This window comes from Microvirga thermotolerans (assembly GCF_009363855.1).
Lineage (GTDB): Bacteria > Pseudomonadota > Alphaproteobacteria > Rhizobiales > Beijerinckiaceae > Microvirga > Microvirga thermotolerans.
The window spans coordinates 849,890-864,585 of record NZ_CP045423.1 but is presented as its reverse complement, the minus strand read 5'-3'; the positions used below and the strand labels follow the sequence as shown (position 1 = coordinate 864,585).

At 69.9% G+C, this 14,696-nt stretch carries 17 protein-coding genes; 10 read left to right on the top strand and 7 right to left on the bottom strand.

Features of this window, described 5'->3' with window-relative positions:
* Both GDR74_RS04025 and GDR74_RS04020 read right to left on the bottom strand, forming a co-directional pair.
* Positions 1–183 (bottom strand): DUF3606 domain-containing protein, encoded by a 183-nt coding sequence (locus GDR74_RS04025; RefSeq protein ID WP_152585096.1) that lies wholly within the window; start codon positions 181–183, stop codon positions 1–3.
* Positions 184–268: 85 nt separating this feature from the next.
* Entirely contained in the window at positions 269–2,068 is a 1,800-nt protein-coding gene (locus tag GDR74_RS04020; RefSeq protein WP_152585095.1) for an ABC transporter transmembrane domain-containing protein, read from the bottom strand.
* Between the two features lie 158 nt (positions 2,069–2,226).
* Between GDR74_RS04020 and rpmE the strand changes: the two genes are divergently transcribed.
* Positions 2,227–2,463, top strand: a complete 237-nt coding sequence (rpmE, locus tag GDR74_RS04015) for a 50S ribosomal protein L31 (protein WP_152585094.1) — start codon at positions 2,227–2,229, stop codon at positions 2,461–2,463.
* Positions 2,464–3,536: 1,073 nt separating this feature from the next.
* Here the strand turns inward: rpmE and rcdA are convergent.
* Positions 3,537–4,064: a protease adaptor protein RcdA gene (gene rcdA / locus GDR74_RS04010; protein ID WP_246179842.1), complete on the bottom strand. Its 528-nt coding sequence runs from the start codon at positions 4,062–4,064 to the stop codon at positions 3,537–3,539.
* Positions 4,065–4,341: 277 nt separating this feature from the next.
* A complete protein-coding gene (locus GDR74_RS04005) occupies positions 4,342–4,548 on the bottom strand; it encodes a DUF1192 domain-containing protein (protein WP_152585092.1) in 207 nt (68 codons plus the stop codon).
* Positions 4,549–4,668: 120 nt separating this feature from the next.
* On the opposite strand from GDR74_RS04005, the gene GDR74_RS04000 reads away from it, so the two are divergent.
* Together GDR74_RS04000 and GDR74_RS03995 are read left to right on the top strand one after the other, a co-directional pair.
* Positions 4,669–5,646, top strand: a complete 978-nt coding sequence (locus tag GDR74_RS04000) for an NAD(P)H-quinone oxidoreductase (RefSeq protein WP_246180058.1) — start codon at positions 4,669–4,671, stop codon at positions 5,644–5,646.
* A gap of 150 nt (positions 5,647–5,796) precedes the next feature.
* On the top strand, positions 5,797–6,519 hold the full coding sequence (locus GDR74_RS03995; protein WP_152585090.1) for a DUF1013 domain-containing protein: 723 nt from the start codon (positions 5,797–5,799) through the stop codon (positions 6,517–6,519).
* Positions 6,520–6,949: 430 nt separating this feature from the next.
* Here the strand turns inward: GDR74_RS03995 and GDR74_RS03990 are convergent, their stop codons facing one another.
* Positions 6,950–8,923 carry a propionyl-CoA synthetase gene (locus tag GDR74_RS03990; RefSeq protein ID WP_152585089.1) on the bottom strand — a complete coding sequence of 658 codons (1,974 nt, stop codon included), beginning with the start codon at positions 8,921–8,923 and terminating at the stop codon, positions 6,950–6,952.
* Between the two features lie 96 nt (positions 8,924–9,019).
* Between GDR74_RS03990 and GDR74_RS03985 the strand changes: the two genes are divergently transcribed.
* A complete protein-coding gene (locus GDR74_RS03985) occupies positions 9,020–9,778 on the top strand; it encodes a sulfite exporter TauE/SafE family protein (RefSeq protein WP_152585088.1) in 759 nt (252 codons plus the stop codon).
* A gap of 96 nt (positions 9,779–9,874) precedes the next feature.
* Here GDR74_RS03985 and GDR74_RS03980 read toward each other — a convergent pair whose 3' ends face one another.
* On the bottom strand, positions 9,875–10,057 hold the full coding sequence (locus GDR74_RS03980; RefSeq protein ID WP_152585087.1) for a YdcH family protein: 183 nt from the start codon (positions 10,055–10,057) through the stop codon (positions 9,875–9,877).
* A 197-nt stretch (positions 10,058–10,254) separates the two neighbouring features.
* Between GDR74_RS03980 and GDR74_RS03975 the strand changes: the two genes are divergently transcribed.
* The 6 genes from GDR74_RS03975 to GDR74_RS03950 all read left to right on the top strand — a co-directional run bounded on the left by GDR74_RS03975 (position 10,255) and on the right by GDR74_RS03950 (position 14,186).
* Complete coding sequence (locus tag GDR74_RS03975) at positions 10,255–10,455, top strand: YdcH family protein (RefSeq protein WP_152585086.1); 201 nt, start codon at positions 10,255–10,257, stop codon at positions 10,453–10,455.
* Positions 10,456–10,566: 111 nt separating this feature from the next.
* Positions 10,567–11,058, top strand: coding sequence for a 5-(carboxyamino)imidazole ribonucleotide mutase (gene purE, locus GDR74_RS03970; RefSeq protein ID WP_152585085.1), 492 nt, complete (start codon positions 10,567–10,569; stop codon positions 11,056–11,058).
* A gap of 4 nt (positions 11,059–11,062) precedes the next feature.
* Positions 11,063–12,154, top strand: coding sequence for a 5-(carboxyamino)imidazole ribonucleotide synthase (locus GDR74_RS03965; protein WP_152585084.1), 1,092 nt, complete (start codon positions 11,063–11,065; stop codon positions 12,152–12,154).
* A 166-nt stretch (positions 12,155–12,320) separates the two neighbouring features.
* Positions 12,321–12,566: a 30S ribosomal protein S21 gene (gene rpsU, locus GDR74_RS03960; protein WP_152585083.1), complete on the top strand. Its 246-nt coding sequence runs from the start codon at positions 12,321–12,323 to the stop codon at positions 12,564–12,566.
* A gap of 178 nt (positions 12,567–12,744) precedes the next feature.
* On the top strand, positions 12,745–13,578 hold the full coding sequence (locus GDR74_RS03955; protein WP_152585082.1) for a tetratricopeptide repeat protein: 834 nt from the start codon (positions 12,745–12,747) through the stop codon (positions 13,576–13,578).
* An 11-nt stretch (positions 13,579–13,589) separates the two neighbouring features.
* Entirely contained in the window at positions 13,590–14,186 is a 597-nt protein-coding gene (locus GDR74_RS03950; protein ID WP_246179841.1) for a nucleotidyltransferase family protein, read from the top strand.
* Here GDR74_RS03950 and GDR74_RS03945 read toward each other — a convergent pair.
* Positions 14,173–14,649: a GNAT family N-acetyltransferase gene (locus tag GDR74_RS03945; RefSeq protein ID WP_194164620.1), complete on the bottom strand. Its 477-nt coding sequence runs from the start codon at positions 14,647–14,649 to the stop codon at positions 14,173–14,175. The genes GDR74_RS03950 and GDR74_RS03945 overlap by 14 nt on opposite strands.
* Between the last annotated feature and the right edge of the window lie 47 nt (positions 14,650–14,696).

Here is a 14,696-nt window from a genome sequence, read left to right as displayed (position 1 = left end):
TCAGCGCTCCTTGCCGAGCGCCCTCGCCACGTCGGCGACCTGGACGCCCACCCGCCGGACCGCATCCATGAGCTGCTGGCGGGACACGTTCCACTTCCCCGTCCAGTAGCGGACCTCCCAATCCTCGTGGACATTGATGCGGGACGAATCCTGCGGATGCCGCCTGTTCATGTTGTCGCCCATCCCGGCCTCCTGAAAGCCTCGGCGGCCGGCTCTCGCGCCGGCCTCCTTCCTTCAACTTCAGGGAAAGACTCCGGTTCGGCCCATCCTATTCCGCGGCCTGGACGCGGCCGTCCGCGCCCGTGAACTGGAGCCGGGCGAGGCGGGCGTAAAGGCCGCCTTGGCCGAGGAGGCTGTCGTGGGTCCCTTCCTCCACGATCCGCCCGGCATCCATGACGAGGATCCGGTCGGCGGACCGCACGGTGGCGAGGCGATGGGCGATGACGAGGGTGGTCCGCCCCTGCATGAGCCGGTCGAGGGCGCCCTGCACCTTCTTCTCGCTTTCCGCGTCGAGGGCGGAGGTCGCCTCGTCGAGGAGGAGGATCGGCGCGTCCTTGAGGATGGCGCGGGCAATGGCGAGGCGCTGGCGCTGGCCGCCGGAGAGCGTCACGCCCCGCTCGCCGACGAGGGTGGCATAGCCCTGCGGCAGGGCGCGGATGAACCCGTCCGCCGAGGCAAGCTCGGCCGCGCGGCGAACCTCGTCCTCCGTGGCGTCGGGCCGGCCGTAGCGGATGTTCTCGAGGACGCTCGCCGCGAAGACGGTCGGCTCCTGCGGCACGAGCGCCATCCTCCGGCGCAGGGCGAGGGGATCCGCCTCCGCGACGGGGACTCCGTCCACCAGGATGGTGCCCTCCTGGGGATCGTAGAACCGGAGCAGCAGCTGGAGCACGGTGCTCTTGCCCGCGCCGGAGGGCCCGACGAGGGCGACCCGCTCGCCCCGCTCCACCCTGAAGCTCAGACCGTGGAGGGCGCGCTGGTCGGACCGGGTCGGGTAGGCGAAATGCACGTTCTCGAACGCCAGCGTCCCGAGGGGCGGCTGCGGCAGGGGCTCCGGCCGGGCCGGAGCCTCGATGGCGGGCTTGGCCGCCAGGATCTCGCCGAGGCGTTCCGCCGCGCCGGCCGCCTGGGCCAGTTCCCCATAGACCTCGGAGAGCTGGCCCAGAGCGCTCGCCGCGAAGACGGCATAGAGCACGAACTGGGAGAGCTGGCCGGCGCTCATGGCCCCGCCCATCACGTCCTGCGCCCCGTACCAGAGCACGCCGACGACGCTCGCCGAGACCAGGAACAGGCCGATGCCGGTCAGGAAGGCGCGCATGGTGGTGGAGAGGCGGGCGGCATCGAAGGCCTCCTCCGCCGCCGCGGCGAAGCGCAGGGACGTCGCCCGCTCCATGCCGAAGGCCTGCATGGTCCGCACCGCCCCGATGGCCTCGGCCGCATAGGCGGAGGCGTCGGCGAGCCGGTCCTGCGCCGCCCGGGAGCGGCGGCGCACCGCCCGGCCCGATACGACGAGGGGCACCACGATGACCGGGATCGCGATGAGCACGAGGGCCGACAGCTTGGGGCTGGTGACGATCATCAGCACCACCGCGCCGACGAACAGGAAGAGGTTGCGCAGGGCGATGGAGATGCTGGCCCCGAAGGCCGACTTGACCTGGGTCGTGTCGGCCGTGAGGCGGGAGACGATCTCCCCGCTCTTGGCCTGGTCGAAGAAGGCCGGGTCGAGGGAGGTGAGATGGCGGAAGACGGCGGAGCGCAGGTCCGCCACCACCCGCTCGCCCAGGGTGATGACGAAGTAGTAGCGGGAGGCGCTCGCCAGGGCGAGCAGCCCCACCACGAGGAGCAGGATGCCGAAATAGGCGTTCACCAGCCCCCTCCCCTGCTCTGTGAAGCCGAGGTCGATCACCCGGCGCACGGCGACGGGCATGGCCAGGGTCATGGCGGAGGCCAGGAGGAGGGCGGCCAGGGCCGCCAGGATCCGCCCCTTGTAGGCGAGCGCGTAGGGCAGAAGGGGTTTGAGGGCGCTCAGAGCCGCCTTGGGGCGTCGGGATCCGTCGGGTTCGGGGGCCATGTCCGGTTTCGCTTGCGGGATGTCGGGCGCGCGGAGGCTTCATGCCCGGTCCCGGCTTGTTTCAGGGTTCCAAGTAAGGTATAGGCCCGCAACCTTTCAAGACAGGCTCGATCACAGGCTGCGGGCACCACGCTGGCGGACCGCAAGAGGATATGGCAATGGCGCGCAAAGAAACCGAACACCCGGACTACCACTTCATCAAGGTCGTGATGACCGACGGCACCGAGTACATGACCCGGTCGACCTACGGCAAGGAGGGCGACACCCTCAACCTCGACATCGACCCCAAGACCCACCCGGCCTGGACCGGCGGCCAGCAGCAGCTGCTCGACCGCGGCGGCCGTCTGTCGCGCTTCAACTCGAAGTTCGGCAACCTGTCCTTCGGCAAGAAGTAAGCCGCTTCCCGGATTCCGGCCTCCCGGCCCGACCAGAACCCCGCTCCGGCGGGGTTTTTGCGTTTGCGGCGGCCTCCCACCGCGCTCCGTCCTTCCCGTCTCCACTGCCCGCCGCGCACCGTCAACAAGTCGGTTGCGGCTTGGTCCTTGCTCGCTCCCTCCCCGCATCGCGGATTGCGCGGCCTGCGCCGCCGCGCCCTCTCCCTCCTTGCGCACCGGGATCGGCGGGGGAGGGAACGCGTCGCGCTTCCCGCGCACCGCCGTCCGACCGGACCGGCCCGGCCATGCCGCCGGAGATGAGCCGTGAGAAGCACGCACGCCGCCGCGTCCTCCGGGCGCGTGGGCCCGGAGGGGCGGCGGGGTCGAGGGGGCACGAGGATCGCTCCGGCTCGGGGGAAGGAAGGGGTGAAGGCAATGAGCCGCAGCGTCATCGCGCCCGGTTCTTTTCCGGCGGACCGGCGGCGGAGGCTCCGGGGATGGCCCGGACGCGGGGCGGCGTTGACGAACGCCGGCGGCGCCGGACGGCCCGGAGCCCCGGCTCTGCCGGGGCCGCCCGCGGCCGGCGCGTGCGTGGCGCGCGGGCGCGGGACCGGTCCCGTCCCCGCATTCGGCGACGCCTCGCGAGCGCGCCCCTCGGCGGGACGGGATGCGTTACGATATAGCCGAGCTTGGCGCCGCTGTCAAGAACGAAAGCGGAACATTATCGCGGACGCACCCTGCCAGGACGCGCAGCGGGCAGCGCCATGGCCGTCGCGGGGCACGCTTCGAGGGGCCCGCCTGTCCGGACGGCGGCACCCGCGGCGTCTTCGCCCCGCACCGCAGGGGTGATGGCTTCCGGGCTCGCCTGCGGCGCCCCGGAATGACGGAGGGCGAGGGAAGAGGGCGCATTCCCTCCCCGCGGATCCCGGATGTTCCCGGAATCGGCTCTCTCAATGCGCAAGGCGGGACAGGGCGCGGTGGCGCTGCCTAAGCAAGGGGAACGGGCGCGGCGGCGCTGGCTGCGAGAGCCCCCAGGACCTGACCCGCCGCAGGAACGGCGCGTCCGGTTTCGCAATGCCGTCAAGGCAGGGCCTTCAATGGCCGCCGAAGACCTGCTCCAGCAGGCGATGCTGGGCCGCGACGGGATTGGGCGCAGGCGCGACGGGTCCGGGATCGGGCTCCGACATGAGCCGTTCCAGATGGAGGATGCGGGCGTGGATCCGCGTGGCGAGGCCGATCAGTTCCTTGAGGCGCGGCGGAAGGGCCTCGAAATCCTCGACGGAGGTAACCGTGTCCTGCTGGGTCAGGTGGACCCGGTTGTTCTCGAGCTGCGCTTGGTCGGGCGTGATCTCGCCCTCCGCCACCGCCCGCTGCAGGAGAAGCCAGGAAGCGATCTGCATCAGCCGCGTGGTGAGGCGCATGCTCTCGGTCGCGTAGGCGATGACGCCCTCCCGGGGCAGGCGCTTGGAATCGAGGCGCCCCTGGCCGTCGAGATAGGCGGCCGTGTCCTCGACGAGTTCCATGCCCTCCTGGAACAGGGCCTTGAACGCATCCGAATGGACGAAGCCATGCCCGAACGGAACGGTTCCGGCGCCAAGCTTGATCACATCGGGTTCGCTCACAGGCTCTCTCCCATAGGCAACGGTCCCCGGCCGCCCATCGGCCCGAGACCTCCACGCATCGGGAAAACAGTATAGAACGCCTCTCGGTTCGATGCTCCGGCAACCCTTTCTTAAGGTTAAGTTCGGACGGAGCAGCCAAAAATTGAGCCGCCCGGGGCGGCTCGAGTCCTGACAGGGAGGCGTCAGAGAGAGAGGGAGGACCATCTCTCATCCAGGGAGAGAACTGGATGAGCCGATGATCGCCCGAAAGGCTTAATGCCGGGTTAACCGCCGGCCCTCAGGCGGAACCGAGCTTGAAGAAGGCGCTGGCGGCCGCCATGGAATTCTCCTTGCCGCGCTTGGCCTCCCGCAGCCGGGCGATCTCGCGCTCCAGGAGGGCGATGCGGTCGTCGATCTCGTCGATGGACAGCACCGAGAGATCCTGGCCGAACTCGTGGCCCGACGGACGGACCCTCGTTTCCTCGTCGAAGGGATCGAAAGCCATGACATCCTCCTTCCTCAGGCCGCTCGCCAGCGTAGGACGCAGTGCGCGGATTGCCAATCTTGCCCTATATCCACCAACCTTTGACCGAAGGAGGACGGAATGGCGGCAATTTCTGACACGATGCGGGCCGTGATCGCGCAGGGCACGGGCGGCCCCGAGGTGCTCGCGGTGGTCGAGCGGCCCGTGCCGACGCCCGGCGAGGGCGAGATCCTCGTGCGCGTGAGGGCGGCGGGGGTGAACCGCCCGGACGTGCTGCAGCGGCAGGGCGGCTATCCGCCGCCGCCCGGCGCGCCGGACATTCTCGGCCTCGAGATCGCGGGCGAGGTCGCGGCGGCCGGGCCGAACGCCGCCCGCTTTCCCGTCGGCACGCCCGTCATGGCCCTGGTCGCGGGCGGCGGCTACGCGGAATACGCCGTCGTGCACGAGAGCAACGCCCTCCCCGTCCCGGCGGGCCTCTCCCTCGAAGAGGCGGGAGCGGTGCCGGAGACCTATTTCACCGTCTGGACCAACGTGTTCGAGCGGGGCCGGCTGGCGGCCGGGGAGACGCTCCTCGTCCACGGCGGCACCTCCGGCATCGGCACCACGGCCATCCAGCTCGCGAAGGCCTTCGGAGCGCGGGTGATCGCCACGGCGGGAACGGCCGCGAAATGCGACGCCTGCCGTACCCTCGGCGCCGACGTCGCGGTCAACTACCGGGAGGCCGACTTCGTCGCGGCGGTCAAGGAGGCGACCGGGGGCAGGGGCGCCGACGTCATCCTCGACATGGTCGGCGGCGACTACATCCCCCGCAACTACGAGGCGGCGGCCCGGGACGGGCGAATCGTCCAGATCGCCTTCCTGAACGGGAGCCGGGCCGAGGCGGATTTCCGCCTGCTCATGGTCAAGCGGCTGACCCATACGGGCTCGACGCTGCGCCCCCGCACCGTCGCCGAGAAGGCGGGAATCGCCCGCGCCCTGGAGGAGAAGGTCCTGCCGCTCCTGGCGGAGGGCCGCGCCCGGCCGGTGATGGATTCCCGGTTCCCGCTCCAGGACGCCGCCCTGGCCCATGCGCGGATGGAGAGCGGGGCCCATATCGGAAAGATCGTCCTCACCCTTTAAGAATTGCAACACGGGGACAGGCTCCCTATAATCACCTCGTTTCCCTCACAATGTGAGACGAGATCGCTCCGGCCCGGCCGGGACGGAGCGCAGGAGAGTTTTGCCGTGCGGCGCCGACGAGCGGGCGCCCGGCCTGAAGGAGTGAAGCCCATGTCCCAGGGACCGCTGATGCCGAAGGCGACAGCCGTGTGGCTCGTCGAGAATACGTCCTTGTCGTTCGACCAGATCGCCGACTTCTGCAAGCTCCACCCCCTCGAGGTGAAGGGCATCGCCGACGGCGAGGTGGCGACCGGCATCAAGGGGCTCGACCCCATCACCACGGGCCAGCTGACCCGCGAGGAGATCGAGAAGGCGCAGAAGGACCCGAACCACCGCCTCAGGATGGCGGAGTCGCGGGTGAAGCTGCCCGAGCAGAAGCGCATCAAGAAGGGCCCGCGCTACACGCCGGTGTCCCGCCGCCACGACCGCCCCAACGCCATCCTCTGGCTGGTGCGCAACCATCCCGAGCTGAAGGACGCGCAGATCATGCGCCTCGTCGGCACCACCAAGACCACGATCCAGCAGGTCCGCGACCGCACCCACTGGAATTCGGCCAGCCTCACCCCCATGGACCCGGTGACCCTCGGCCTGTGCTCGCAGATCGACCTGGACTTCGAGGTCCAGCGCGCCGCGAAGGACCGCCCGCAGACGGCGGCGCCCCAGGAGACCGGCGGCACCCTGATGCCGGCCGAGGTGTCCACGGCCGAGCCGGAGCGCGAGGAGCCCTTCGCCGACATGAGCCGGCCGAGCCCGGCGAAGGAGGAGGAGATCGACGTGAACTCGGTCTTCGCCAAGCTCAAGCAGCTCAAGCGCTCCGACGAGGACGAGGAGTAGGAACGCGAAAGGCCCGGATCGCTTCGGGCCTTTCCGTTTATCCTCCGCCGTCGGTCCGGGGCCGCGGAGCGGAACCCGGAACCCATAAAGCATCGCGTGAAAAGATGCGTGAAATCAAAACCCTGGGGCACCGGACGTGAGTTCGAATTCTCATCCGATGCTCTAGAGCGGATTGCGCTTCAACGGAATCGCACTCCGCTCCGAAGCTCTTGGTTTGCCGCATTTTCGGACGGACCCGGAGGGCCGCGCCAGCGAAAACCGGTTTCCACTTCTCCTGAAAATGCTCTGGCCGCCGGAGATTCGGGATCGAACGCAGCGGTTGCGGAGTCCGTCCGTTCCGCCGCACGGCTGGTCTTGGGTTCCGGGCCAGGCCTTCGGCCGTCCCGGAACGACGGCGTCGGGAAGCGTAAGGCGCACCCCGGCCGCGCGGCTACTCCCCCAATCCCCGGCTTCGAAGCGCCTCGCCGATCTCGTCGAGGATCGCAGGATCGTCGATGGTCGCCGGCATGCTCCAGGGCTCGCCGTCCGCGATCTTCTTCATGGTGCCGCGCAGGATCTTGCCCGAGCGGGTCTTGGGCAGGCGGCCGACCGTGATGGCGAGCTTGAAGGCGGCGACGGGGCCGATCCTCTCGCGCACCAGGGCCACCAGCTCCGTCTCCACCTCCGCGGGGGACTGGCCGACCCCGGACTTGAGCACCACGAAGCCGCAGGGCACCTCGCCCTTCAGGGCGTCCTTCACGCCGATCACGGCGCATTCGGCCACGGCCGGGTGGGAGGCCAGCACCTCCTCCATTCCGCCCGTCGAGAGCCGGTGCCCGGCCACGTTGATGATGTCGTCGGTCCGGCCCATGATGTAGACGTAGCCGTCCCGGTCCACGAAGCCCGCATCCGAGGTGTTGTAGTAGCCCGGATAGGTGGTGAGATACGCCTCCCGGAAGCGCTCGTCCGCATGCCAGAGGGTGGGCAGGCAGCCGGGCGGGAGCGGCAGCCTGATGGCGATGGCGCCCATGGTGTCCGGGGGCTGGGGCCGCCCGCCCTCGTCGAGCACCTGCACGTCGTAGCCGGGCATGGGAACGGTGGGCGAGCCGTACTTCACCGGCAGGGCCCCGAGGCCCAGGGGATTGCCGGCGATGGGCCAGCCGGTCTCCGTCTGCCACCAGTGGTCGACCACGGGAACGCCGAGGATCCGCTCGGCCCACTGCACCGTGTCCGGATCGGCCCGCTCGCCCGCCAGGAACAGGGCGCGGAAGCGGGAAAGATCGTAGTTCCTCAGGAGCTTCGCGTCGGGATCCTCCTTCTTGATCGCCCGGAAGGCGGTCGGCGCGGTGAAGAGCACCGCCGCCCCGTGCTCCGACGCGACCCGCCAGAAGGCCCCCGCGTCGGGAGTGCCCACCGGCTTGCCCTCGTACAGGATCGAGGTGCAGCCGTGCAGGAGCGGGCCGTAGACGATGTAGGAATGCCCGACCACCCAGCCCACGTCGGAGGCGCAGAAATAGACCTCCCCCGGATCGACGCCGTAGAGGTTCTTCATGGACCATTTCAGGGCGACCATGTAGCCGCCCGTGTCCCGCAGCACGCCCTTCGGGCGCCCGGTGGTCCCGGAGGTGTAGAGCACGTAGAGCGGATCGGTGGCCGCCACCGGCACGCAGGACGCCCGGCGCCCGGCCCGGCGGGCCTCCGCCACCGCCGAGGCCCAGTCGCGGTCGCGCCCCTCCACGAGGGAGGCGCTCGCCTGCGGGCGCTGGAGGATGAGGCAGGCCTGCGGCTTGTGGCGGCTCAGGGCGATCGCCTCGTCGAGCAGGGGCTTGTAGGGGACGACCCTCGCCACCTCGATGCCGCAGGAGGCCGAGAGCACCAGCTTGGGCGTGGCGTCCTCCAGGCGCGTCGCGAGCTCCCGCGCGGCGAAGCCGCCGAACACCACGGAATGGACCGCGCCGATGCGCGCGCAGGCGAGCATGGCGAACACCGCCTCCGGCACCATGGGCATGTAGAGGACGACCCGGTCGCCCTTGCCGACGCCCATGTCCTGCAGCACCGCCGCGAGGGTGGCGACCTCCTCCCGCAGGTCATGGTAGGTGAAGGTGCGGATGGTGCCGGTGACCGGGCTGTCGTAGACGAGCGCCGCCTGGCCCCCGCGGCCGCGCTCCACATGGCGGTCGAGGGCGTTGTAGCAGGCATTGCACTCCGCCCCCACGAACCAGCGCCCGTAGATCCCGGCGGACGGATCGAAGACCTTCTCGGCCGGCCTGAACCAGTCGATCTCGCGGGCGGCCTCTTCCCAGAACCCTTCCGGATCCGAGCGCCAGCGTTCGTAGGCCTCCCGGTAACGGCTCCGGTCCTGTCCCGCGTGGTGTCCCGTCTCTCCGGAGGATGTCGCCTGGGTCGGTGTCGGCTGGGATGTCATGACCCTCTCCCATGTGCTGGCCGCATGAGACTTCACGTCCATACCGTGGTAGCAGGCACAGAGGCCGCGGTCAGCGGCGACTTTCGGCCAGTTTCCATGATCACCGACCCCCTGTTCTACGCCGCCGCCGTGCCCGCCGTGGTCCTGATGGGCCTCGCCAAGGGGGGCTTCTCGGGGCTGGGGCTCCTGTCGCTGCCCCTCATGGCCCTCGTCGTGTCGCCGGTGCAGTCGGCGGCGATCATGCTGCCGATCCTGATCGTGCAGGACGTGGTGACGGTCTGGGCCTACCGGCGCAGCTGGGACCGGCGGAACATCGCGATCCTGCTGCCGAGCGCCGTCGTCGGCATCGTGTCGGGCTATCTTCTCGCGGCGCGGGTCTCCGACGCGGCAGTGACCCTGGCGGTCGGGATCGTCTCCATCGCCTTCGCCGTGCGCCGGCTAATCCTGGAGCGAAGGAAGACCCTGCCCTCCCCGGCGAAGGCGGACGTGCCGCGCGGCCTGTTCTGGGGAGGCGTGATCGGCTTCACCAGCATGATCGCCCATGCGGGCGGCCCGCCCTTCCAGATCTACGTGATGCCGCAGCGGCTGCCGCGGGACGTGTTCGTGGGCACCGGCGCCGTGTTCTTCGCGCTCAACAACTGGATCAAGGTGCCGCCCTACATCGCCCTCGGCCAGTTCACGGCCGAGAACCTCGCCACGGCGGCGGCGCTGTTCCCGGTGGCGGTCGCCTCCACCTGGGCGGGCGTGCTCCTGGTGCGTCGGGTTTCGGGGGACCGGTTCTATACCCTCGTCTATGCCCTGCTCGTCCTGGTCGGGGCGAAGCTCGCGGTCGACGGGGCGCGGGCGCTCCTCTGAGGCCGGCGCCGCTCCTCCTCACGAAAAAACTGCCGCTCTCCCCGAGGACAGCGGCAGCTTTTTGGTAGGGAGTTTCCAGCGATCGGAACGGCGCGGTCAGTGCATCACCGCGTGAGCGCCCTTGAGGCGGGCGATCTGATCCTTGAGCTGAAGCTTCTTGCGCTTCAGTTCCGCCAGCTTGATGTCATCCGTGGAGGGGTGGTTGAGGGCGTCCTGGATCTCGCGCTCAAGGGCCTGATGCCTGCGTTCGAGTTCCACCAGATGATTCTGCAGCGGCATGTCAGCAACCTCCTGTTCGATGTCTGACGGTTCGAAGTCTGACACAGAGAAAGTGGCGAGTCGAAGGCAAAACGTGCTGCGATGCGGCGGGGGAAAGGCATTGGCGGAGGCCGCATTCGAACTTGCCCTCGGGCGGGCCGGGGCGCATAATTTCGCCCTCTCGCGCCGCCCCGGGCGAGCGCCATCTGGACTTTCCGATGCACGATCTGGCTGAACTCGAAGCGGAACTCTCGCGGCTGAAGCAGGAGCACCGGGACCTGGACGCTGCCATCGATGCCCTCGAGAAGATGATCGCGGGCGATCAGCTCCAGGTCCAGCGCCTCAAGAAGCGCAAGCTCGTCCTCAAGGACCGCATCATGCAGATCGAGGACCAGATCACGCCCGACATCATCGCCTGAGGCACGGCCCCGAAACGGCCCGAAAACGGGACGGCGCGCCGCAACGGCCTTGCTTGGCCCCGAAGGCTTCGCTATGCCCGCCTGACGCGTTGGCAGAGCCGGAGCCGGAACATGGCGGGAATCCCCGTGGCCATCATCATGGGCAGTCAGTCCGACTGGGCGACCATGCGCCATGCCGCCGAGACCCTCGACCTCCTCGAAATCCCCTACGACGCCCGGATCGTCTCCGCCCACAGGACTCCGGACCGGCTGGTCTCCTTCGCCAAGGGCGCCAAGGCGGCGGGCTTCAAGATCGTCATCGCGGGCGCAGGCGGCGCGGCGCACCTTCCCGGCATGACGGCCGCCATGACGCCGCTGCCCGTCTTCGGCGTGCCGGTGGAGTCGAAGGCCCTGTCGGGGCAGGACAGCCTCCTGTCCATCGTGCAGATGCCCGCCGGCATTCCCGTCGGCACCCTCGCCATCGGCCGCGCCGGCGCGGTCAACGCCGCCCTCCTCGCGGCGGCGGTCCTCGCCCTCCACGACGAGGCCCTCGCCCGGCGCCTCGACGCCTGGCGGGCCCGGCAGAGCGAGAGCGTGGCCGAGCGGCCCGCGCAGGAGGAGTGACCGCATGATCCGTCCCGGCTGCACCCTCGGCATTCTCGGCGGCGGCCAGCTCGGCCGCATGATCGCCATGGCCGCCGCGCAGCTCGGCCTGCGCACCCACGTCTACGCACCGGAGCGGGACAGCCCCGCCTTCGCCGTCGCCGCCGAGCACACGGTGGCGGCCTACGAGGACGAGGCGGCGCTCGTCCGCTTCGCCAAGGCGGTGGACGTCGTCACCTACGAGTTCGAGAACGTCCCGGCGGCGACGGCGGCGGTCCTGAGCGCCCATGCCCCCCTCGCCCCGAACGCCCGCGCGCTCTCCGTGACCCAGGACCGGCTGACGGAAAAGTCCTTCGTGGCGGAGCTCGGCATCGCAACCGCCCCCTTCGCGGCGGTCTCCGACGAGGGGGACCTCGCGGCCGCGCTCGAGCGGATCGGGCGCCCCGCCGTCCTCAAGACCCGCCGCTTCGGCTACGACGGCAAGGGCCAGGCGACGATCCGGCCGGAGACGGATCCGGCCGCCGCCTTCGCGGCCATCGGAAGGGCTCCGGCGATCCTCGAGGGCTTCGTGCCCTTCGAGCGGGAGGTCTCGGTGGTCGCCGCGCGCACGGCGGCGGGCGCCTTCGCCGCCTACGACCTGTGCGCCAACGAGCACAGCCACCACATCCTCGCCACGACCCGGGTCCCGGCGGGCGTTTCCCCGCAGACCGAGGCGGCGGCCTTCGCCATCGCCCGGGCCATCGCCGACGCGCTCGACTACGTGGGCGTGCTCGCGGTCGAGCTGTTCCTCGTGCGCGACGGGGTGCGCGACGGGGGCGGGGAGCGCCTGGTGGTGAACGAGATCGCCCCCCGCGTCCACAATTCCGGCCACTGGACCCTGGGCGGCGCGGCGACCTCGCAGTTCGAGCAGCACGTGAGGGCGGTCTGCGGCTGGCCGCTCGGCGCGACGGGCCGCCTGGGCCGGGTCGAGATGCAAAACCTCATCGGCGACGACGTGAAGGAATGGCAGCGGATCCTCGCCGAGCCCGGGGCGCACCTGCATCTCTACGGCAAGGCCGAGGCCCGGCCCGGACGCAAGATGGGGCACGTGACCCGCGTTTTTTCCGAGACGGTCTGAAACCTTTTCCCCTCCCCCGCGTTATCGCCATCGGCCGACGTATTTCTTGGCAGAAACCCTGGACAATCCAGGTTTCCTCTGCTAGTCACGCCGGCCAGACCGGGGTGCGCAGGACGCGCCTCATTTGCTTTTGCCACAATCGAAACGGATCAAACGAGGAATTCGCGTGCAGGTTCTTGTCCGGGATAACAACGTCGATCAGGCGCTCCGCGCTCTCAAGAAGAAGATGCAGCGGGAAGGCATCTTCCGCGAGATGAAGCTCCGCGGCCATTACGAGAAGCCGTCGGAGAAGAAGGCCCGCGAGAAGGCCGAGGCCGTTCGCCGCGCCCGCAAGCTGATCCGCAAGCGCATGCAGCGGGAAGGCCTGCTGCCCTCCAAGCCCCGCACCGCTGCCGGGCGCCCGGCCCGCTAAGCTCTTCCCGAGCTTCAAGAATTCGGTCTCTCGATTGTGAGCGGCGCCCGTCTGGAAAGACCGGGCGCCGATTGCTTTTCGGCGCCGCCCTCCCCGTTCATGCTGCTTTATTTCACGGCTGTTAAGGTTTACCGGTTAGGGTAAGCCCGATCCCCCCTTCATTGAGCTGGAGACGAAGGTGCTCGACTCATCGATTCGCCGCTTTGCGCCCTTGACCCTGACCCTTGTCGCTCTCGGCCTCGCGGGCTGCGAGACCACGAGCGGCGGCGTCGCCCGCCGCATCGCCGTGGTCGAGGAGGACACCCAGGGCACGAGCAAGGTGAACATCGCCTCCCTCTCCGAGGTCATCGAGCGCAATCCCAGCGACCCGAGCGCCTACAACACCCGCGGCGCGGCCTATGCCCGGGTCGGCCGCTACAGCGACGCCATCGCCGACTTCACGAAGGCGATCCAGCTCGATCCCAACTATGCCCCGGCCTATACGAACCGGGCGCTCGCCCTGCGCCAGACCGGCCGGAACGACCAGGCTCTCGCCGATTTCACCCGCGCCATCCAGGCCGATCCGAACTACGGCCCGGCCTATATCGGCCGCGGCAACCTCCTGCGGGCGCAGAACCAGTTCCAGGACGCCCTGAACGACCTGAGCATGGCGATCCGCCTCCTGCCCGAATCGGCGGAGGCGCTCCACGCCCGCGGCCTGCTCTACCAGCGCCAGGGCATGCACCAGCAGGCAATCCTGGATTTCGATGCCACCATCGACCGCAACCCCTTCGTGGCCGCGCCCTATGCCGCCCGCGGGCAGAGCCTGGTTGCGACCAACCAGTTCGAGAAGGCCGTGGAGGACTTCAACGCCGCCCTCAACGTGAACGCCCGGGACGCGGATTCCTGGGCCTGGCGCGGGGTCGCCCTCGAGCGCCTCGGCCGCAAGAGCGAGGCGGCGGAAAGCTTCCAGCGCGCGCTCTCCATCGACAGTTCCAACACGGTCGCACGCCAGGGGAACGCGCGCCTGTAAGGCCGCGTCCCGTGGCTGCCGTCCTGCGCAGCGCCCGCGACGTCGCCGCGTTGATCGAGGCCCACGCTCCCATGCGTGGGCTTCTTGCCGTCGTCGCCTCCCTCGGGCTGGCGGACGGCTGGATCGGGGCCGGGTTCGTGCGCAACGCGGTATGGGATGTGCTCCACGGGCGGGACTTCGACATCGGCTCCCTCGACGACGTGGACGTGGTGCATTTCGATCCGGCCGATGCCGGCGGGGCGCGCGACGCCGCCCTGGAGGAGGAGCTCCGGCGGCTCCGCCCGGGCCCGAACTGGCAGGTGAGGAACCAGGCGCGGATGCACCGGCGCAACGGCGACCGGCCCTATCGCGACACCGCGGACGCGATTGCCCACTGGCCGGAAACCGCCACGGCGGTCGCCGCGCGGCTCGCCGGCGGCCGCGTGGAGATTCTCGCTCCCCATGGGCTCGACGACCTTCTCGGCCTGACGGTGAGGCCGACGCCTGCCTTCCGCGGGAAGACGGAAATCTACAGGCAGCGCCTCGCCGGGAAGGACTGGGCGGTTCGCTGGCCGCGCCTGCACCTCTCGGGACCGGAGAGCGGCGGAGAGCCCGCTACAGCGCCTTGACCATGTAGGACACGTAGGGTTCGAAGCCGAAGTCCCGGTACGTCCGCTCGGCCCTTTCGTTGGCGACGAGGGCGCCGATCATCAGGCGCCGGAGGCCCGCCTCCCGGGTCAGGCGCTCGGCCTCGCGCAGCAGCATCTGGCCGATGCCGCGGCCGCGCCAGTCCTCGTGCACGATAAGGTCCGTCACGGTGCCGTGCCGGCGCACGTCGTCGGTGACGTAGGCCGCGTCCTGATCGATGGAGAAGCCCATGGCGGCGACCGGGATGCCGTCGGCTTCCGCGAGCACGATCCGGCCCTGCCGGCCGGCGAGCCGCTGGAGAAGCTCGTCGTAGTAGTCGCGCGCGCCCCCGATGTCCCGGCGGCGGTCCCCCGTCAGGTCGGCCTCGAAGACGTTGAGCTTGTGGATCAGCTCGATGATGGCACCCCGGTCGGCGGGCCCCGCCGTCCGCAACGTCACGCCCATGCGCGGCTCCATGAGCCGGAGGCCGGCGATCCGGTGGCCTCCGGCTT